Source organism: Bradyrhizobium prioriisuperbiae, assembly GCF_032397745.1.
Taxonomy (GTDB): domain Bacteria; phylum Pseudomonadota; class Alphaproteobacteria; order Rhizobiales; family Xanthobacteraceae; genus Bradyrhizobium_A; species Bradyrhizobium_A prioriisuperbiae.
The window spans coordinates 3,494,359-3,515,000 of the sequence record NZ_CP135921.1 but is presented as its reverse complement, the minus strand read 5'-3'; the positions used below and the strand labels follow the sequence as shown (position 1 = coordinate 3,515,000).

Genomic DNA, 20,642 nt, shown 5'->3' with positions numbered 1-20,642 from the left:
CATCAAATTCTGCCGCCCCTTTTGTGAAGGTTTTGCGCGGTTTTGCTGGGGATTTCCGATTTCCGGGGTTCAAGCCGTTCAAATCTTTGGGGTCTCACTCAAAAATCATCGCAAGTTTGCCCTTTTTGAGGACGACAAGCTCAAGCGGGCAGGAGCGAACATCGCTTTAAGGCCATGCCCGCCCGTCTGATGGGGTCGGGATCTGGAATTCGGGGGGAATTGGGTTTGAGCCACGGGACGTCACGGGGGCATTATGGGCGCGAGGCCGAGATCATCGATCTCGGCCACGAGCCTCCGCTCTCCGTCGATGGCTCGGAAGCCGCCGTAATCGACCGCCGCCGCGTGTCGGTGCAGTGGTTCAGTGGCACGATTCTCACCGGTCTTTGCGGCGCAGCCCTCATCGGCGGCGCCGTTTTCACATCCCTCGACGGCGAAATGACCTTCGCAAAGGTGCCGGAGCGCGTCGAAGGCGCGCTGCGCGGGGCATTCAGCGCCAACGACAAGATGACCGCCGCGCGCAAGAGCGACCGCCTGCCGCCGCCGAGCGAATCCGCCGCCAACCGCCAGGTGGTGCGTGTGTCGCAGGCGATGCGGGTCGGCAACCGCGATGTCATGCGCGTCCGCCCGTTCATCCGAATCGCCGGCAACCTGTCGCTGACCACCAGCGATCTCAGCGCGAAGATCCCGGCCTTCAATGCACAACGAATGCTGACCGACGTCGGCTCGCCGACACCAACCGCCGCGGATGATGCGCAAAACGCCGATGCGGCCGAGCCGGATGCCGAAGTCTCGTTCGTCACCCGCGATCTCGGCACGGTGCTGCCGAAAGCCAAAATCGCGGCCAGCGTCGCCATCGACGAGGTGCTGCTGCGGGTGCGGGACGCATCGAACTGGAAGGGCAACGGCAATCCGGCGGGCGTGCGTTATGCCGTCGCCAGCGCCCCCTCCGACATCAAGATGGCCTACGCGGCGGAAGGCGGCGTCGACCCCTATGCGGGCTTTGAGACCCGGATCGTTCCGGAAAACGTCACCCTGCTGCCGAAAACCAAGGAATTGGCGACCGGCGGCAACCAGACCGGCGAGCGCATCCATCTCGTCAAGAAGGGCGACAGCGTTGTCTCGATTCTGCGCGACCAGGGCGCAACACCCGAAGAAGCCAAGTCAATTGCGGCCACACTGGGCCCGCGCGGCAAGGACGGCGGGCTGAAGGAAGGCCAGAAGCTGCGCATCCTGATGGTGCCGTCGGCGCCAGGCCAGCGCCTGCAGCCCTACCGGGTGATCGTCGCCAACGAAAGCACCATCGAGGCTGTCGCGGCACTGTCGGACATGGGCAAATACGTCGCGGTTGACGTCCAGAGCCTCAACAGCACCACCGAGACCGCCGACAATTCCGACGACAGCGACGACGATGATGATGGCACCGGCGTCCGGCTCTATCAGAGCATCTACGAGACGGCGATGCGCAACAAGGTGCCGGCCGCCGTCATCGACGACATGATCAAGATCTACTCCTACGACGTCGATTTCCAGCGCAAGGTGCAGGCTGGCGACTCGTTCGAAGTGTTCTTTGCCGGCGAGGACGAAACCCCGAACAACACCGACAAGAACGACGTGCTGTTCGCCTCCCTCACCGTCGGCGGCGAAACCAAGAAGTACTATCGCTTCCAGACCCCGGACGACGGCGTGGTCGATTTCTACGACGAGACCGGCAAAAGCGCGAAGAAGTTCCTGGTCCGCAAGCCGGTCAGCAACGCCATCATGCGCTCGCCGTTCGGCGGCCGCCGCCACCCGATCCTCGGTTACACCAAGATGCACACTGGTGTGGACTGGGCCACCGCCTACGGCACGCCAATCTTCGCATCCGGTAACGGCGTGGTCGAAAAGGCCGAATGGTCCGGCGGCTACGGCAAATACATCAAGCTCAAGCATCCCAATGGCTACGAGACGGCCTATGGCCACATGAGCGCCTATGCCAAGGGCATGGAGCCCGGCAAGCGCGTGCGCCAGGGCCAGGTGATCGGCTTTGTCGGATCGACGGGCCTTTCGACCGGCGCCCACGTCCACTACGAAATCTTGGTCAACGGCCGCTTCGTCGACCCGATGCGCGTGAAACTGCCGCGCGGGCGTTCACTCGACGGCTCCTTGCTCGCAGGCTTCGAGCAGGAGCGCGATCGGCTCGACGGCATGATGAACAACCGCAATGGCCCGGCGCGGGTGGCGCAAAACCAGCCGCCGCAGCAGGTCAAGGCCACCGGCGGCAAGACCCAGCCAGCGGTGCAGGGGCCGTCCCAGATCTACAGCTTCTCCAACCAGGACACCTTGGAGCAGATCTCCACCGGGCAAACCAGCACCCGCTGAGGCGTCCCGGGCCGCATAACGGCTCGGTCGACAGAAGCCCTCCGATCGACAGAAACCCTCTCCACCCGTTCAGTTCAGTTCTTCAGACAGGAGCATAGCGTCGCGTTCGCGTCGCCGCAGACGAGTCGGCCCCCGGGATCGCACCCGAGGGCCTGTTGTCGTCCTGAGCGCGCCTGAGAGCTACGCGTCGTAGCGCGAGGCCCCTCACGGCTCCTGTTTGATATCCAGTTGCTGGCGCTTGCCGGCCGTGATGGTGAACGGCTTTTCCACCGTCTTGCCGCCGGGATATTGCGCCACCGCGACGTATTCACCGACATTCAGCGCCAGATTCAGCGTCGAATCGTATTGTACATACACACGCTTGCGCTCGTCATTCAGGTCGCGCTCGGCACCGTAGATATCGATCTCCTCGGCGCCACCGGTTTTGATCCCGACCACGCCGGCATCGAGATTGACGGTGACGCGGGTCGGCGCGCCGGATTTGACCTCCGCCCGCACGGTGCGGGTCGCTCCGCCCACGGTGGCCACCACGTCGTAGCTGCCGGTCGGCAGATCAAACAGCGACTGGGGGTCGTATTCGGTGGCGATCTTCTCCCCCTCCTCGCCATCCATCTTCGGCGGCAGGCGGACCTCGACCACGATATCCTTCTCGACCTTGGGACCACCCTCCGCGTAGGTGCTGGTGACGATCAGCTTGCCGGCATCGAGTGTCAGCGACACGTTGGTCGAATCGCCGGCCGCAACGGAAAACGGCTTGCTGGCCTTCGACTGGCCCTTGGTGAGGGTCAGCACGTAGCTGCCTGCGGCAAGCACGAAACGCGGCACGGCATCGTATTCCTGGGCGACCAGGGTGCCCCCCTTGTCGGTGACCTGCCAGACCACGTTGTCGACCTTGCTTGGACCGCCGGCGATGGAGCCTTCACTGGTGACGTAGCCCGCATCGAGAACGGCATCGAGCGTCGCCGGCTTGCCCTTCTCCACCTTCAGCGCAAACTGGCGCTTCAATTGCCGATAGCTGACCTCGACGAGGTAATCGCCGGGCGCAATATTGTCGGCGAACGGTGCACCATAGAAGGTATTGACGGCCTCGCCCTTATCATCGCCGGCACGCTTGTAGAATCCCCAGTTGATATCTCCATCGCTGATCGGATCGAGCCCTTCGGCGAGCCGCGCCACGCCGCGAACATTCTTGCCGAGATAAGGATCGGCCGCGGGCTTCGCCGGTGCCTCGCTCACGACCTGGGTGCCGCGCGTGGCATCGACCGCCTTGGTCAGCGCCCCCTCGAGGCCGGACGCATTGCGCGCGTCGAGATAGACGCCGCCGGTGGCGCGCGCGATGCACTGCAGCTGATTTTTCGCCAAGGGATCGGCGACATCGAAACCGATGACATGGGCGGTGAAGCCGACACCGGCCTTCTTCAGCTCGGCCGCCACCGCGCAGGGATCCGGCGCACAGGTCTCGATGCCGTCGGACACCAGGATGACCGTCGCCTTGTTCTCGGTCGAGCGCAACGCCGTGGCCGCAGCACGCAGCGAATCCGCGATCGGCGTCTTGCCCTTCGGATTAAGGCCGTCAACCGCGGCCTTGATCTTCGCAGGATCGAACGTGCTCACCGGCACCACCAGCTCGATGTCCTTGCAGTCCCCCTTGGAGCGATGACCGTAGGCGATCACACCCAGTCGATCCGCCGGCCGCCATTTGGATAAAATTGAATCCACCGCCTGCCGTGCCGCCGAAATCTTGGTCTGCCCATCAACCACGCCCCACATCGAACCGGAGGCATCGAGCACAAGAATTGTATCGGTGCCCTGCGCCTGCGCGGCGTGCACCGGAAGCAGGGCCATGCACAGCGACACCAGGCCGGCAACGAACGAAAGGCGAAAAATCTTAATCACGGAATGATCCTCGGTGGATGACAACATCATCAAGCGGCAGAACAAAACGGTAGCGTATCTATAGCGCATTTCGCGCAACGGAAATATGAGCGCAACACACACGACAGTTAGTGTGCTGAACGCGAAGTTCGTTCGATTTCGCGGCAGACGCTTTCACGAACTGCGCGTTCAGAAAGCACACTAGAATCCTAATACTTGCCAGTGTCCTGGTCGAATCCGAAGTTCGTTCCGAAGATGCGGTTGAGTGATGCGAACTTCGGATTTTGGACACTAGCGCATTCCATCGGTGCGGATTTTGTTTTTTGTTTGCCAAACCACCAGCAACGGCAAATACTTGGCACATAATAAAAAGCCAATAATCTATCAAATGGGAGATGCGCCATGACGAAACGGCTGTCTTTGGGCACGCTGGCAGCGTGTGTGTTTGCGATCACGGGCGGCGGATACGCAGCCGCCGACACCTACACCATCACCAAGCTTGTCCAGGGATCAGCCTTCCACGGTGTGCATGGTCTGGGCATCGACAAGAGCGGACGGCTGTTCGCCGGCAGCGTCGCGGGCGCCGCATTGTACGAAGTCGACCGCAGCAACGGCACAGCGAAAATCGCGATACCGACACCGGAAGGCATGGCCGACGACATCGCGTTTGCGCCCGACGGCACCATGGCATGGACCGCCTTCATCTCCGGCGATCTCTATGCCCGCAAGGGCGACGGCCCGATCAAGAAACTCGCCTCGGGTCTGCCCGGCATCAACTCGCTCGCCTTCCGCAAGGACGGCCGGCTTTACGCAACGCAGGTGTTTCTTGGCGATGCCCTCTACGAGATCGATGTCGAAGGGGTGAAGCCGCCGCGCAAGATCATGGACAAGATGGGCGGACTCAACGGCTTCGAATTCGGGCCCGATGACAAGATCTACGGCCCGCTCTGGTTCAAGGGCCAGGTCGCCAGGGTCGATGTCGACAAGGGCGAACTCAGCGTCGTTGCAGATGGCTTCAAGACGCCCGCCGCGGTCAATTTCGATTCCAAGGGAAATCTCTGGGTGGTCGATACCGCCACCGGCCAGCTCACCCGTGTCGATCCCAAGACCGGCGCGAAGAAAATGATCGCGCAGCTGAAGCCGTCACTCGACAATCTCGCCATCGACGACAAGGACCGGATCTTCGTCTCCAATATGGCCGACAATGGCATCCAGGAGGTCGACCCGGAAACCGGCAATGCCAGGCAAGTGATCATCGGCAAGCTGGCGCTGCCCGGCGGCATCGGCGTGGTGTCCGATGGCGGCAAGGACACGATCTATGTCGCTGACGTGTTCGCCTATCGCACCGTCGATGGTGCGACCGGCGACGTCAGCGAGATCAGCCGCATGCATGCCGACGGCGTCACGCTGGACTATCCGATGAGCGCAACCGCCAGGGGGGACACCGTGCTGCTGTCGAGCTGGTTCACAGGCACCGTGCAGTTGATCGATCGCAAGACCGGCAAGACCATCGAGATGCTGCATGACTTCAAGGCCCCGCACGACGCGATCCGGCTCAATGACGGCAGCGTGCTGGTCAACGAGTTGGGCACCAAGTCGCTGATCCGCGCCAGCGACCACGGCAAGGACCGCAAGACCGTCGCCGGCGATCTCGCCGGTCCGATCGGGCTGGTCGAGGGAGCCGCGGGCACGATTTATCTGACGGAGGCCTATGGCGGCCTGCTGTCAAAAGTCGACCTGGCGAGCGGCGCCAAGACGGTAATCGCCAAGGACCTGAAAATGCCGGAAGGGCTGGCGCTGACACCATCAGGCAAACTGGTGGTGGCAGAGGTCGGCGCCAGGCGCCTGATCGAGGTGGATCCGCAAAGCGGCGCGGTGACCGAAATCGCCGCCAACCTGCCGATCGGCCTGCAGGCCGCGCCGGGTGTGCTGCCGAGCGACATCCCGACCGGCGTCGGGGTGGGCGCCACCGGCACGATCTATCTGTCGTCGGACATCGAGAACGCGATCTACAAGCTGACGAAGAAATAGCCGAAAAAAATGGCCGGGGTTGGCCCCGGCCATCGCTCTCGTGACAATCCTCGCCGTCAATGTGTGGTGTGTGGCCCATCTTGCCGCAGCGCGGGCCTGCCCGAGCTGCGCGCCTCGAACGCGCCGTCGTCGAAGCCTTCGACAGCCTTGCCGTTGAAGGTCAGGCCCTGCTTGCCAGCCGCGAGCTTCACGCTCTCACCGTCGCGAACCTGGCCGCTCAGGATCATCTCGGCAAGCGGATCCTGCACGCTGCGCTGGATCACTCGCTTCAGCGGCCGGGCGCCATAGGCAGGATCCCAGCCCTTGTCGGCGAGCCAGTCCCGCGCGGAGGGCTCCAGCTTCAGCTCGATCTTGCGCTCGTCCAGCAGCTTCTGCAGCCGGCCGAACTGGATCTCGACAATACGGCCCATCTCGCTCTTCTGCAGCCGGTGGAACAGGATGATCTCGTCCACACGATTGAGGAACTCGGGACGGAAGTTCGCCCGCACCGCCGTCATCACCAGATCGCGCACGGCGCTGGTGTCCTGGCCCTCTGGCTGGTTGACCAGGAACTCGGCGCCGAGGTTCGACGTCATGATGATCAGTGTGTTGCGGAAGTCCACCGTGCGGCCCTGGCCGTCGGTGAGACGTCCGTCGTCGAGCACCTGCAGCAGGACGTTGAACACGTCCGGATGCGCTTTCTCGATCTCATCGAACAGCACCACCTGATAAGGCCGCCGGCGCACCGCTTCGGTGAGCGCGCCGCCCTCGTCATAACCGACATAGCCCGGAGGCGCACCGATCAGCCGCGCCACCGAATGCTTTTCCATGTACTCCGACATATCCATGCGAAGCAGCGCGGTCTCGTCGTCGAACAGATACTCCGCAAGCGCCTTGGTCAGTTCGGTCTTGCCGACACCGGTGGGCCCCAAGAACATGAACGAGCCGATCGGCCGATGCGGATCCTGCAGGCCGGCCCGCGCGCGGCGAACCGCGGTTGCCACCGCCCGCACCGCTTCGGCCTGCCCGATGACGCGCTTGCCAAGACTCTCCTCCATCTTGAGCAGCTTCTCTTTCTCGCCTTCGAGCATCTTGTCGACCGGCACACCGGTCCAGCGCGACACCACCTGGGCAACGTGATCGGCGGTCACGGCCTCTTCGACCATGGCGCCATTGCCCTCATTCGCCTCGATATCGGCCAGCCGCTTCTCCAGTTCCGGAATCCGGCCATAGGCCAGTTCACCCGCGCGCTGGAATTCACCCCGGCGCTGGGCGTTGGCAAGTTCGACGCGATACTGATCGAGCTCGCTCTTCAGCTTCTGCGCGTCGGACAGCTTGCCTTTTTCCGCGCTCCAGCGCGATGTCAGATCCGCCGAACGCTTCTCCAGGTCCGCAAGTTCGATCTCAAGCGTCTGCAGCCGGCTCCTGGAGCCCGCATCGCTTTCCTTCTTCAGCGCCTCCTGCTCGATCTTCAACCGGATGATCTCGCGATCGATCGTATCCAGCTCTTCCGGCTTGGAATCGACCTGCATCTTCAGTCGCGCGGACGCCTCGTCGACCAGATCGATAGCCTTGTCGGGCAGGAAACGGTCGGTGATGTAGCGGTTGGACAGGGTGGCCGCGGCCACGATGGCGCCGTCGGTGATGCGCACGCCGTGGTGCTGCTCGTACTTATCCTTCAAGCCGCGCAGGATCGAGATGGTGTCTTCTACGGATGGTTCGGACACGAACACCGGCTGGAAACGCCGCGCCAGCGCCGCGTCTTTCTCGACGTGTTTGCGGTATTCATCGAGGGTGGTCGCGCCGATGCAATGCAGCTCGCCCCGCGCCAGCGCTGGCTTCAGCAGGTTCGACGCGTCCATAGCGCCATCCGCCTTGCCAGCCCCGATCAGGGTGTGCATTTCGTCGATGAACAGGATGATGCCGCCTTCGGCTGACGTTACCTCCTGCAACACGGCCTTCAGCCGCTCCTCGAACTCGCCACGATATTTCGCGCCCGCGATCAGCGAGCCGAGATCGAGCGACAGCAGCTTTTTGTCCTTGAGACTCTCCGGCACGTCGCCATTGAGGATACGCAGCGCCAGGCCCTCGACGATCGCCGTCTTGCCCACGCCGGGCTCGCCGATCAGCACCGGATTGTTTTTGGTGCGCCGCGACAGCACCTGGATGGTGCGGCGGATCTCTTCGTCCCGGCCGATGACCGGGTCGAGTTTGCCGTCCCGCGCGGCCTGGGTCAGATCACGGGCATATTTCTTCAAGGCGTCGTAAGCGTTTTCCGCCGAGGCGCTGTCGGCAGTGCGGCCCTTGCGCAGCGCATTGATCGCGGCGTTGAGGTTTTGCGGCGTCACGCCGCCCTTTTTCAACAGCGCGCCGGCATCGCTGTCCTTGTCGAGGGTCAGCGCCAGCAGCAACCGTTCCACCGTAACAAAGCTGTCGCCGGCTTTTTCGGCCGCCTGCTCCGCGGCGTCGAACAGTCGCGCCGTTCCCGGAGCAAGGTAAACCTGCCCCGCGCCGCTGCCCGACACCTTGGGCATCTTCGCAAGCGTGTCCTCGGTCGATTTCAGGATGGTCCGCGAATTACCGCCGGAACGGTCGATCAAGCCGCCGGCCAGCCCTTCATTGTCGTCCAGCAAAACTTTCAGCAGATGCAGCGGGGTGAACTGCTGATGCCCTTCGCGCAGCGCCAGCGATTGGGCGGACTGGATAAATCCGCGCGCACGTTCGGTATACTTCTCGATATTCATGATGGTCCCTTCCCTCGGCCTGCCTCGAATGCCCCGTAGGCACATTCCCGGCATCGTCATTGGGTTTCCCCGGGCGTCGCTGATGTCCGTCAACACGCCCGTGGTCGTCCGGTCGGTCTGGTATTGCCCCGATCCTGCCCTGATGTGGGAGCGGACACCAGCAAACGGAAGAGGTTAGCCGGCATTTTCGGTTAATTTCCGCGGTCCTAAGCGCAGGATTCTGGCAAGTTACGCCGGGACGGATTAGACCATCGCCATGACCGACACCGGCACCCTCGAGAAGATCTATCGCTACCCGGTGAAGGGTCTGTCCCCCGAACCGATGGCCCGCACGACGTTGCAGGCCGGCCAGACGCTGCCCGCCGACCGGCGCTACGCCATCGAAAACGGACCCAGCGGGTTTACGCCCGCCACCCCGCAGTATTTTCCCAAGATCAAGTTCCTGATGCTGATGCGGAACGAGCGTCTAGCGTCGCTGGAAACCCGCTACGACGAAGCCAGCCACGTCCTGACCATCTGCCATCACAAGGAAGAAGTCGCCCGGGGCAATCTGGAGACCGACGATGGCCGCGCCGCCATCGAGGCCTTTTTCGCCACCACTTTCGCCAAGGACCTGCGCGGGCCACCAAAGGTCCTGTTCGCGCCCGGCCACAGCTTTTCGGACGTCCCCCGCAAGGTGGTGTCGATCATCAACCTGGCGAGTGTGGCCGACCTCGAAACCATGATCGGCCAGAGCGTGCATCCGCTGCGGTTCCGCGGCAATCTCTATGTCGCCGGATGGCCGGCGTGGCATGAGTTTACGCTGCTGGAACAGACGCTCGCGATCGGCGAAACGCGTCTGAAAGTGATCAAGCGGATCGTGCGATGCGCGGCGGTGAACGTGGATCCTCTCACCGCGCTGCGTGACCTCAGTTTGCCGCACGACATGTTGCGGCACTACGGTCACGATGATTGCGGCGTCTATGCCGAAGTGATCGCCGACGGCGAGATTGCCGCCGGCGACCGGATATCGATCGTCAACTCGGATCCGTCAGCTTGACGGCATGACGTAGGCATAGATGCGGCTGCGCGGATAAACCGATTCCGCCACGCGACGACTGTGATTGCCGGACACGACAATCGGATTGCCCTTGGCATCGATGCCGCTGACGATCCCGACATGACCGCCACCGCGGCGGCCCATCACTGCGATCGCACCGACCTGCGGACCGGGCAAACGCTGGCCATAGCTCGCGAACGATCGCGCCATGTCGGAGCCGGTACCCTTATGGCCTGAGCGCTGCAGCACCATGTTCATGAACCGCGCGCACCACAGCCGGCTGCGGCCGGTGGGATTGCCGCCGATGTAACGGCGCGCTTCGGCAACGACATCCGATCCGCCGAAAGCGGGGGCCGGGCCCGCGAATGCGGGATTTTCCCACGGCGACACCGATGCGGATGCTTCGGACTGCGGAGCGCGCAGACGCCGCGCGTGCCGGTAATGCCGCGCCGTGTGATGATGCCGAACATGATGAGAATGGGCATGAGCGTGGCGGCCTGCGCCGTGCGATGGCCTCGCCGAGGCCGGTGTCGCGAGAGCGACGATTGCCACCGAACACAACGCAAGTGCGACGTGCCGCAGCGGCAGGCGAAACGTACCAACTTCAGTCATTCATAATCCTCAGTGACACCCCTCGTTCCCGACGGTCCCGCAAAAGGAACCGCCTATCCGGGCGCGAAAAACGAATGTGGTGTGACCTCAGCAAGGCGCGAGATGGCCCTGAGGGAACCATTTCGTGGTGATGTCGCGATGATAATGTGACGATGAAGTGGAGAGGTTTGCCGCGATGTCGCCGGAAAACCTAAGCGATTATTAACCGCGCATCTTTCGAAAAAATGATCGCACTTTCTCGCAAGAAAACGCTCGTTTCAGCAGCGCTCACGAACGATCTGCAAAAGCGCTATCCGCCGTTTGGATGATGCCCGGCGAGGTCGCGGCGGCTAAGTAGAAACACGCCCTGCTCGCCGAACATGTTCCAGAACCACCACGGCGCATTGAGACGAAGCGGCCGCCCGTACGGATTAAGCGCAACCGCCCGCTCCATCTTGACGTTGATCTCGTCGCAGAGCTGGACGAAATCCTTGATGGTGCAGAAATGAATATTCGGCGTGTCGTACCAGGTCGCGGGCAGGTTGTCGGTGCGCGGCATCTGGCCCTTGACCAGCAACTGCAGCCGCATCTTCCAGTGACCGAAGTTCGGGAACGACACGATGGCACGCCGCCCGATCCGCAGCATATGTTCGAGAACGACGCGCGGCTGCCGCGTCGCTTGCAGGGTTTGCGACAGGATCACATAGTCGAAGGAATCGTCGGGATAGTCGACCAGGTCAGTATCGGCATCGCCCTGGATCACGGCGAGGCCTTTGGCGACACAGCGATTGACCCCCTCGCGCGACAATTCAATGCCGCGGCCGTCAACGCCGCGACCTTCCAGCAGCCGCAGCAGATCGCCCTCGCCGCAGCCCACATCGAGCACCCGCGAGCCGGGTTCGACCATCTGCGCCACCAGCAGGTGATCGCCGCGATAGTTTTCCGCGCCTTGCGGCAAAGCAGCCGAGAGCGACCACGCGTGATCGTGCGTCGTCATGAGCTCATCTCCGCCTTGCGCAGGCCGCGTGTCACCGCGGCGGACTCCAGAAACGCGCGGACGATATCGGTGAATTCCGGCACATCCAGCAGAAAGGCATCGTGGCCCTTGTCGGTTTTGATCTCAGCGAACGACACCCGCGCGCCGCCCGCGTTGAGCGCATGCACGACCTCGCGCGATTCCGAGGTCGGATACAGCCAGTCGCTGGTGAACGAGACGACGCAAAACCGCGTGCGGGTGCCCTTGAATGCTGCGGCCAGCGCGCCGCCATGATCGGCGGCAACGTCGAAATAGTCGCAGGCCCGCGTCAGATAGAGATAGCTGTTGGCATCGAACCGCTCGACGAACGTCGAGCCCTGATGCCGCAGATAGCTCTCCACTTCAAAATCGGCGTCGAATGAGAAGGTCGGCATCTGGCGGCCCTGCAACCGCCGGCCAAACTTGCGGTGCAGCGCTGCATCCGACAGATAGGTGATATGCGCAGCCATCCGCGCCACGCCGAGCCCGCGATGTGGGCGCACGCCGTGCTCGAAATAGTGCCCGTTGCGCCAATCCGGATCAGCCATCACCGCCTGGCGCCCGACTTCATGAAAGGCGATGTTCTGCGCCGAATGGCGCGTGGCGCAGGCGATCGGCACCGCCGAGAACACACGTTGCGGATAGGCCGCGGCCCACTGCAGGGCCTGCATGCCGCCCATCGAACCACCGACAACCGCAAACAGCGTCTGGATGCCGAGAGAGTCGATCAGCATCGCCTGCGCGCGGACCATGTCCGGGACGGTAATGACAGGGAAATCCAGCCCCCAAGGCTTTCCGGTTGCCGGATTGGTCGACGCCGGGCCGGTGCTGCCGAGGCAGCCACCCAGCACGTTCGAACTGATGACGAAATAACTGTCGGTGTCGATCGGCTTACCCGGGCCGACCATGGTCTCCCACCAACCGGGCTTGCCGGTCACCGGGTTCACGTTTGCGGCATGCTGATCGCCCGTCAGCGCATGGCAGATCAGGATCGCGTTGGAACGGTCGGCATTGAGCCGGCCGTAGGCCTGATAGGCAATCTGGAACGGCGCAAGATCAACGCCGCAGTCGAGCCGCAGCGGCAGGTCGGCGCCGAGCACCGCAACCAGCGAGGTCGGATGATCCGCCTCACGCGCGTGCTCCGGCATTGCTGCCGTCTGGCTCTGAGACGACTGTAAATTTGCCATCCTGGTCCCGGCCTCCCGATGAGGTTTTGCCACCGAAAATCAGGTCATAAAAAAACCGGCCTGAACAACGGGGTTCGGCCGGGATCACTTGTGTCCCCGGCCTGTTTAGCGAGTTGTTTAACGTGGCTGCAAGCCGGCCGGCTCAAATGACCACGGAATAGGCAAAAGGTTTAATCCGACTGAGGTCCCTCGTCAAGACAAGCAGGGCACGGCGGAGTGCCTCACGCCGCGATTGGTTACCCGAGCGGCTCATGTTTTCTTTGCTTTCGCGCACCGTCTTTCCTATCAATGGCTTGTCCAGCCTGCAGATTTGACCGAACCGGCCATGCCTTGCGGGCTCCATGCCGCAAGGTTTTGAAGATGTCCAAATCGCCCCCCGCACCGCCGATGCTGCAGGAGCTGCGTCGCGAGATCGACCGGATCGACGAAGAGGTGCACAGCCTTTTGATGCAGCGCGGCGACATCATCGACCGGCTGATTTCGGTGAAGCAGACCCAGGAGGTCGGCTCGGCGTTTCGCCCGGCACGCGAAGCGGACATGATGAAGCGGCTGGTGCAGCGCCATCGCGGCATCCTGCCGCTCGACACCGTCGAGAGCATCTGGCGTGTCATCATCTCGACCTTCACCTATGTGCAAGCTCCGTTCTCGGTGCATGCGGATCTGTCGCCGGGCGACTCCGCCATGCGGGACTCCGCGCGCTTCCATTTCGGCTTCACGGTGCCGTTTATCTCGCACTTCAGCGCGGACGCCGCCGTCGAGGCCGTGGCAAAGTCCAAGGGCGACCTCGCTTTGGTATCCGCCACCTCGAGCCGCGCGCCTTGGTGGATTCCACTGGAAGCCGCGGGCGTTCCCAAGATCATCGCCCGACTTCCCTTCGTTGAGCGCGCCGATCATCCTGCCGCTCTGCCGGTGTTCGTGATCTCGCGCGTCGCCGACGACGCCATGGTCACCGACGTCGAAATGTGGAGCATCCGCGTCTCCGGCTGGAATGCGGAGGTGGCCCGCGCATTGTCGCCTCTGGCCGAAATCGTCGCGGTGCCGGACACCTTCGACGGCGCGGCCCTGCTGGTGTCGGTGACCAAGCAAAACGCCATCGACAAGATCAAGGCGACACTGCTCGCCGCCGGCGCCTCGGTGCGATCATCAGCCCTCGTCGGCAGCCACGCAACGCGCTATACGGTGGCCGCGAATGGCGCCACGGGGCCAGGCTGACCCGCCCATAACCGCTGAAATCCGATATTACTGAACTATAGAGTTTTTCTGGAGTCCGATCCAATGTCTCGCCCCGTGCCGAAGCCCGGCATCCTCGATATTGCGCCCTACGTCGCCGGCAAGAGCGGCGCTGGCCTGAGCGGCCGTGTGTTCAAGCTGTCCGCCAACGAGACCCCGTTCGGGCCCTCGCCGAAGGCGATCGAGGTCTACAAGACCGCGGCCTCTCATCTTGAGGACTATCCGGAAGGCTCTTCGCGGGTGCTGCGCGAAGCGATTGGCCGCAAGTTCGGGCTCGATCCTGACCGCATCATCTGTGGCGCGGGATCCGACGAGATCTTGAATTTCCTCGCCCATGTCTATCTCGGCCCGGGCGATGAGGCCATTCACACCGCGCACGGCTTTCTGGTCTACCCGATCGCCACCATGAGCAACGGCGCGACCAACGTCATCGTGCCCGAGACCGACTTCACCGCCAATGTCGACGTCATCCTCAAGGCGGTGACGCCGCGCACGAAGCTCGTGTGGCTCGCCAACCCCAACAACCCGACCGGCACCTACCTGCCGTTCGACGAAGTCAAGCGGCTACGCAATGGCCTGCCCTCGCACGTGCTGCTGGTGGTCGACGCGGCGTACAGCGACTACGTCTCGCGCAACGACTATGAATCCGGGATCGAGCTCGTCGCGACCACCGACAACACGGTGATGACGCGAACCTTCTCGAAAATCTACGGGCTGGCGTCGCTGCGCATCGGCTGGATGTACGGCCCCGAGCATATCGTCGACGCGGTCAACCGCATCCGCGGCCCGTTCAACGTCTCGACACCCGCCATGCTCGCCGCCGTCGCGGCGTTGGAGGACACCGAGCACTACGAGATGTCGCGTACGCACAACGAGCGCTGGCGCACATTGTTGACCGAAGATATCGGCAAGCTCGGCCTGAAGGTGACGCCGAGCGTCGGCAACTTCATCCTGATCCATTTCCCGCTCGACAAGGGAAAAACGTCCGACGAGGCAGACGCCTTTCTCACCCAACGCGGCCTGATCCTGCGTGCGCTGAAGAATTACAAACTGCCGAATTCATTACGGATGACGATTGGCACCGAGGAAGCGAACCGCCTGGTGGTCGAAGCCCTGACCGAATTCATGGGGACCTGAAGTGGCCACAACACCGCAGTTCCCACGGGTTGCGCTGATCGGTCTCGGGTTGATCGGATCCTCGATCGCGCACGCGGTGCGGCAGCTCGGTCTCGCTGGAGAGCTGGTTGCGACCGACGCATCAACCGACGTTCGCGCTCGCGCCACCGAGCTGAAACTTGCGGACCGGATCGCGACCTCGAACGCGGAGGCGGTCAAAGACGCTGATCTCGTCATCGCCAGCGTCCCGGTCGGCGTTTGCGCCGCGGTGGCGCAAGACATCGCCCCACACTTGAAGCCGGGCGCGATCGTGTCCGATGTCGGCTCGGTCAAGGGGTCGGTGCTGCGCGCGATGGCCCCGTATCTGCCGGATACCGTGCATTTCATTCCGGCTCACCCGGTGGCCGGCACCGAGAACTCCGGCCCTGATGCCGGCTTCGCCGAACTGTTCATCAACCGCTGGTGCATCCTCACGCCGCCCGAGGGGGGTGATGCCGCCGCGGTCGACAAGCTCGCGGAGTTCTGGCGGACGCTCGGCGCCAATGTCGAGGTGATGACCGCCGATCATCATGACCTGGTGCTGGCGGTGACCAGCCATCTGCCACATCTGATTGCCTACACCATCGTCGGCACCGCGGACGAGCTCGAGGATGTGACGCGCTCGGAAGTGTTGAAATTCTCGGCCGGTGGCTTTCGCGATTTCACCCGCATTGCCGCCTCCGATCCCACCATGTGGCGGGACGTGTTCCTGACCAACAAGGATGCGGTGCTGGAAATGCTCGGCGCATTTCAGGAGGATCTCTCCAAACTCACCCGCGCCATCCGCCGCGGCGATGGCGAGGCGCTGTTCGAGCATTTCACCCGCACCCGGGCGATCCGCCGCGGCATCGTCAATTTGGGCCAGGAAACCGCGAGCCCCGACTTCGGCCGGCCGCATGGTCCATTGCCGAAAGCGCCAGAGAAGCCTTGAGATCAACGAGGCCGGACGCGCCCGAAGGAGAACGCGCCCGGCCTTGTGGTGCGTCGCGTTCAGCCGATCGGCAGCGCTACGAACCTGGTGGTCTCCGCAGTTTTCACCCGCATCAGCACGTCATGCTTGCCGGCGGACTTGGCCTCGGTCAGCGCCTTGCGCACGTCGCCAACATTGCCGACGGACCTGCCGCCAACATCGAGGATGACATCACCCGACTGGAAGCCCCGCTCGGCGGCCGGACCATCCGGCTCCACGGCGGTGACCACGACACCCTTGCCGCCCGCACCCGCGACATCGCTGGCGGGCGCAAGCGCCAGTCCGAGATGCGGCGCATTGCCGTTTTGCGTCGCGTCCTGGTTGCCGGCATTGGCCTGACGCTGGTTCGGCATCTCGGCCAGCACGATGCTCACGGATTTCGTTTCACCCTTGCGCAGCAGATCGAGCTTGATCGAACTGCCCGGCGCCATGGTCGCGATCCGGCGGGCCAGATCGCGCGAATCCTTCACAGCCGTCCCATCCACCGCGGTGATGACGTCGCCGGCGGCGATATCCGCCTTGGCCGCGGGGCTGCCGGGCTGCGGTTCGTCCACCATGGCGCCTTCCGCCAGCTTCATGCCGAGGCTGTCGGCAATACCGCGGGTGACTGGCTGCACCTGGACGCCGAGCCAGCCGCGCGTCACCACGCCTTTGTCCTTGAGCTGGGCCACGACCATCTTGGCGGTGGCGGCGGGAATATCGAAGCCGATGCCGACCGAGCCTCCGGAAGGTGAATAGATCGCCGTGTTGACGCCGATCACATTGCCGTTGAGGTTGAACGCGGGGCCACCGGAATTGCCCTTGTTGATCGGCGCATCGATCTGGATGTAGTCGTCATAGGGACCCGAGCCGATGTCGCGGCCGCGCGCCGACACGATGCCGGCGGTGACGGTACCGCCGAGGCCGAACGGATTGCCGACGGCCACGACCCAGTCGCCGACCCGCGGCGGACCGCGATCCTCGAAATTCACATAGGCGAAGTCGGATTTGCCGTCGACCTTGATCAAGGCAAGGTCGGTCTTGGCGTCGGTGCCGATCACCCGCGCGGTATAGGTCGCGCCGTCATCGGTCGTCACCTGAACCGAGGTGGCGTGATCGACCACATGGTTGTTGGTAACGGCATAACCGTCGGCCGAAATGAAGAATCCCGAGCCGACGCCGGTGACCATCTGATGACGCTGCGGCCGACCGCGCGGCGCGTTGTCGGACCCGTATTGCTGGAAGAACTGTTCGAACGGCGACCCCTGCATGAAAGGCGGTTGGCCCTGCTCGTCCGAATTCGAGCTCAATTCCGCCGCGCTTGCGGTCTCGTCCATTTTCACACGCACCGAGATCACCGCCGGTTTTACCTTGGCAACCAGATCGGCAAAGCCTGCGGATTGCTGCTGGCCTTCCGCGGCCTGTGCGCTCGATGTCCAGGCCGGCAGTGTCGGCCGGCCATAAGTCACGCCGCCCGCGACGACGGCAGCGCCGAGGACGGCGACCGAGGCCAGCAGGGCCAGGCGTCGCGGTGATCGGATTTTTCGGGTGTTCGAGAGATTGGTCTGATCGTCAGTCATCATTGCAACTCCGGGATCAACAGCAGCCCAGCCGTTGTCCCAGAGTGTATGGATGCGACGTTACGACGTCCTGTCGGGGACGTTAATTCGCGGAAAGTGTTCGCAGCCCGCGCGCGTTCATCAAATTATTGATCACACCGACGTGCGACGCGTTGCGGTCAATACAGGGGTGGCGTCTGCGCGACCTGCAGCGGCCCCAGGAAGATCGCGCCATCGACGAACCTGAGCGGCACTGCAATCGCCTTGCGGCCTTCCAGCGTGGTCGGCTGCCCCAGCATGTTGATGCCCGCGGCAATCCCGGCATTGGCATTCTTGCGCGCGAGATTGCCGAGGCCGGGAATCATCTTGTCCAGCGCACCGATCACATTGTTGACGTCGCTCGCTTTGACGCCCGGCGCCATCTTGTCGATCGCCGATTGCGACACGCCCTGGTCGAGCAGCCGATCGAGCCCAAGCGCGGGAATGATCCGCTCGAGTCCCGCCACCGTCATCTGCAGCTGGCCGTCGAGCTTGCCGTTGGCATTGATGCTGAGCGAGCCGGCAGCGAGCGACAGCAGATCGCCCTGCTCCACACGCGACTGGGTGATGTCGATGCCTCCGCCCGCGGCCTGGATTTCCCGGAAACGGACCGGCCACGGCTTCGGCGAGAGATCCTTCAGGCCGCGAATCTGGGCCCTGATATCGGCATTGAACGGCTGCTGCAGCACCGCATGCACGCCCTCGACGCTGGCGTCCTTAAGCTGCAGCACCGTTTCGATCACCGGATTGTCGGCGACCGATCCTTCCGCCAGACGCGCATGGAATTCCAAATGACTGGCCCGAATCAACGGCACCTGCTGGTCGCCGCTCATGCGGTCGAGCGCCGGACTGTCGAACTCGAACGAGGTCCGCTGCGGCGAGAACGGCAGGCCGACCACGCTGGCGCGGCCCTTGCTCCAATTGCCGACAAACGACGGTTGCTGGCCGATGTCGGTGAACGTCACCGGACCGGTAAATTCGGCGATGATCAGCCGCGGATCATAGATCTGCGCGATCACGAAAATGTCAGATAGCCGGGCCGTGATCGGTGTCCGTGTCGCGGCCTGTTCGGCGGTCTGCGACACAAGCTGGACGCTGGCGCCATTGCAATGCACCTCCAGCCGGAACGGAAAACCCGCGACCGAACGGTTGGTGCAGTCATAGATCCGGCCGGATTTGGCCTCTCGGGCACGCCAGCCGTCCAGCGCATCGTCGATCTGCGACGCCGCATAGAACCAGAAACCACTCCAGCCAGCCGCCAGAGCGAGCACCAGGATCGGCATGGCATAGAGCGCCCAACGGGAGCGGCGGCGCGGCGGGGGTTCGAAATCAGACATCAAGGACCTTGATCACGACATTTGGAGCATTTTCAGGCGGACAAAACGTCCCGCAATCGGGGGATACCCTTATAGCGAATCGCTGTCCGGCTAAATGGCATTGAACTCAGGGACGCCTCATGACACAGAAGATGGCGAACGTGTGGACTGAATGGCGGCAAAAACCCTCTCCGAGACTGATTTCACCGAAGGCGATCTGTGGGTCTTCGGGTACGGATCACTGATCTGGAAGCCTGGATTCGACTTCATCGAACAGGTCCCGGCGCGGCTGATCGGCGAGCACCGGGCGCTCTGCATTTATTCGCTGGTGCATCGGGGCACCCCGGAGAAGCCCGGCCTCGTGCTTGGGCTGGATCGCGGCGGCGCCTGCCAGGGGATCGCTTTCCGTGTCGCGCGTGAGCACCGCAAAGCCACCGTCGCCTACCTGCGCGAACGTGAGCAGGTGACGAGCGTCTATCGCGAGGTGATGCGCTCGGTCTGGCTGAAGAACCATGCTCAGGAGCGCGTCAGCGCGCTGGCCTACGTCTCCGATCGCGGCCATGACCAGTACGCCGGACGCCTGACACTGGAGCAGCAGTTGCACTTCGTGCGCCAGGGCCACGGCGCCTACGGCCCGAACATCGAGTACGTGCTGTCGACCGTGAAAGCGCTGGAAACCCACGGCATCCACGATGCGCCACTGCATCAATTGGCGGTGCGGTTGCGCGGCGACGCCGGCGCTCACAGCAACATTTGAGCGCAGGCGCGTCGGCGATCATTCAACTGATTGATCAGACCGTCGAGGTCTGCTTCGCCGTCGGCATCGGCCGGCCGAACAGTTTCGCCTGCTCCTCGCGGGTCTCCTGCACGATCCGGTTGGTCGCCGTTTCAATCGCGGTGGAGACTTGTGTGAGGAATTCGTCGCGCGGCAGTCCCGCCGGCAGGCTATCGAGAAATTCAACGATGATGGTGCCGGGGTAACGCATGAAGGTGCGGCGCGGCCAGCACAAACCCGCATTGAGCGCCACCGGCAGACATGTGACCTCGCAATCGACATAGATCTGGCCGACGCCCAATTTGTAGCGCGGCTCGGCGCCGACCGGGCGGCGAGTGCCTTCGGGGAAAATAATCAGCTGCCGGCCACGCTGCACCTCATCGTGCGCCGCTTTCGCCATCTCCAGCAGGCTCCGTCCGCCGGCGCCACGATCGACCCCGATCATGTCGGCCTTGCTGAGATACCAGCCGAAAAACGGCAGCCATTTCAGTTCGCGCTTGAGAATATAGAGCGGCTGATCGAAGAACTGCAGCAGCGCGAAGGTTTCCCAGATCGACTGATGCTTCGCAGCGACGATCAGTGGACCCGTCGGGATTTTCTCGACACCGCGATATTCGACCTTGGTGTTGCAGATCACTCGCATCAACCAGATGCTGGTGCGGCCCCAGTTTTTGGCGATCCAGAGAATACCCCAGCGCGGCATCAGGTAGGTCGGAATGCCGATGATCACCCAGATCACCAGCAAGATGTAGAACAGGATGTTGAAAATCAGCGAGCGCAGAAAAATCGAAACCATGGGC

General features: G+C 63.1%; 15 protein-coding genes and 1 riboswitch. Of the genes, 7 read left to right on the top strand and 8 right to left on the bottom strand.

Annotated features, from left to right (window positions below; translation table 11 throughout):
* Positions 1-225 precede the first annotated feature (225 nt).
* Positions 226-2,358 (top strand): peptidoglycan DD-metalloendopeptidase family protein, encoded by a 2,133-nt coding sequence (locus tag RS897_RS16520; protein ID WP_315837593.1) that lies wholly within the window; start codon positions 226-228, stop codon positions 2,356-2,358.
* A 204-nt stretch (positions 2,359-2,562) separates the two neighbouring features.
* Here the strand turns inward: RS897_RS16520 and RS897_RS16515 are convergent, their stop codons facing one another.
* Positions 2,563-4,254 carry a vWA domain-containing protein gene (locus tag RS897_RS16515; protein ID WP_315837592.1) on the bottom strand — a complete coding sequence of 564 codons (1,692 nt, stop codon included), beginning with the start codon at positions 4,252-4,254 and terminating at the stop codon, positions 2,563-2,565.
* 381 nt (positions 4,255-4,635) lie between these two features.
* Here RS897_RS16515 and RS897_RS16510 point away from each other — a divergent pair, with 381 nt between their 5' ends.
* Entirely contained in the window at positions 4,636-6,264 is a 1,629-nt protein-coding gene (locus RS897_RS16510) for a Vgb family protein (RefSeq protein ID WP_315837591.1), read from the top strand.
* A 56-nt stretch (positions 6,265-6,320) separates the two neighbouring features.
* Here RS897_RS16510 and clpB read toward each other — a convergent pair whose 3' ends face one another.
* Positions 6,321-8,987: an ATP-dependent chaperone ClpB gene (gene clpB, locus RS897_RS16505; RefSeq protein WP_315837590.1), complete on the bottom strand. Its 2,667-nt coding sequence runs from the start codon at positions 8,985-8,987 to the stop codon at positions 6,321-6,323.
* Positions 8,988-9,243: 256 nt separating this feature from the next.
* Between clpB and RS897_RS16500 the strand changes: the two genes are divergently transcribed.
* Entirely contained in the window at positions 9,244-10,026 is a 783-nt protein-coding gene (locus tag RS897_RS16500) for an MOSC domain-containing protein (RefSeq protein WP_315837589.1), read from the top strand.
* Here the strand turns inward: RS897_RS16500 and RS897_RS16495 are convergent.
* From RS897_RS16495 to metX, 3 genes are all read right to left on the bottom strand, one after another.
* Positions 10,018-10,638 (bottom strand): TIGR02594 family protein, encoded by a 621-nt coding sequence (locus RS897_RS16495; protein WP_315837588.1) that lies wholly within the window; start codon positions 10,636-10,638, stop codon positions 10,018-10,020. The genes RS897_RS16500 and RS897_RS16495 overlap by 9 nt on opposite strands.
* 289 nt (positions 10,639-10,927) lie before the next feature.
* Positions 10,928-11,614 carry a methionine biosynthesis protein MetW gene (metW, locus tag RS897_RS16490; protein WP_315837587.1) on the bottom strand — a complete coding sequence of 229 codons (687 nt, stop codon included), beginning with the start codon at positions 11,612-11,614 and terminating at the stop codon, positions 10,928-10,930.
* Positions 11,611-12,819, bottom strand: coding sequence for a homoserine O-acetyltransferase MetX (gene metX / locus RS897_RS16485; RefSeq protein ID WP_315837586.1), 1,209 nt, complete (start codon positions 12,817-12,819; stop codon positions 11,611-11,613). Before metX ends, metW begins: the two co-directional genes overlap by 4 nt.
* 84 nt (positions 12,820-12,903) lie before the next feature.
* A riboswitch (SAM riboswitch) is annotated at positions 12,904-12,983 on the bottom strand.
* Between the two features lie 196 nt (positions 12,984-13,179).
* Between metX and RS897_RS16480 the strand changes: the two genes are divergently transcribed.
* The 3 genes from RS897_RS16480 to RS897_RS16470 all read left to right on the top strand — a co-directional run bounded on the left by RS897_RS16480 (position 13,180) and on the right by RS897_RS16470 (position 16,135).
* Entirely contained in the window at positions 13,180-14,031 is an 852-nt protein-coding gene (locus RS897_RS16480) for a chorismate mutase (protein ID WP_315837585.1), read from the top strand.
* A gap of 63 nt (positions 14,032-14,094) precedes the next feature.
* A complete protein-coding gene (gene hisC / locus RS897_RS16475; RefSeq protein ID WP_315837584.1) occupies positions 14,095-15,186 on the top strand; it encodes a histidinol-phosphate transaminase in 1,092 nt (363 codons plus the stop codon).
* A 1-nt stretch (position 15,187) separates the two neighbouring features.
* Entirely contained in the window at positions 15,188-16,135 is a 948-nt protein-coding gene (locus RS897_RS16470) for a prephenate/arogenate dehydrogenase family protein (RefSeq protein WP_315837583.1), read from the top strand.
* Positions 16,136-16,194: 59 nt separating this feature from the next.
* On the opposite strand, the gene RS897_RS16465 is transcribed toward RS897_RS16470, so the two are convergent.
* Positions 16,195-17,733, bottom strand: coding sequence for a Do family serine endopeptidase (locus RS897_RS16465; protein ID WP_315837582.1), 1,539 nt, complete (start codon positions 17,731-17,733; stop codon positions 16,195-16,197).
* 158 nt (positions 17,734-17,891) lie between these two features.
* Entirely contained in the window at positions 17,892-19,088 is a 1,197-nt protein-coding gene (locus RS897_RS16460) for a DUF2125 domain-containing protein (protein WP_315837581.1), read from the bottom strand.
* A gap of 151 nt (positions 19,089-19,239) precedes the next feature.
* On the opposite strand from RS897_RS16460, the gene RS897_RS16455 reads away from it, so the two are divergent.
* Complete coding sequence (locus RS897_RS16455) at positions 19,240-19,824, top strand: gamma-glutamylcyclotransferase (RefSeq protein WP_315837580.1); 585 nt, start codon at positions 19,240-19,242, stop codon at positions 19,822-19,824.
* Positions 19,825-19,858: 34 nt separating this feature from the next.
* On the opposite strand, the gene RS897_RS16450 is transcribed toward RS897_RS16455, so the two are convergent.
* Entirely contained in the window at positions 19,859-20,638 is a 780-nt protein-coding gene (locus RS897_RS16450) for a lysophospholipid acyltransferase family protein (protein WP_315837579.1), read from the bottom strand.
* Between the last annotated feature and the right edge of the window lie 4 nt (positions 20,639-20,642).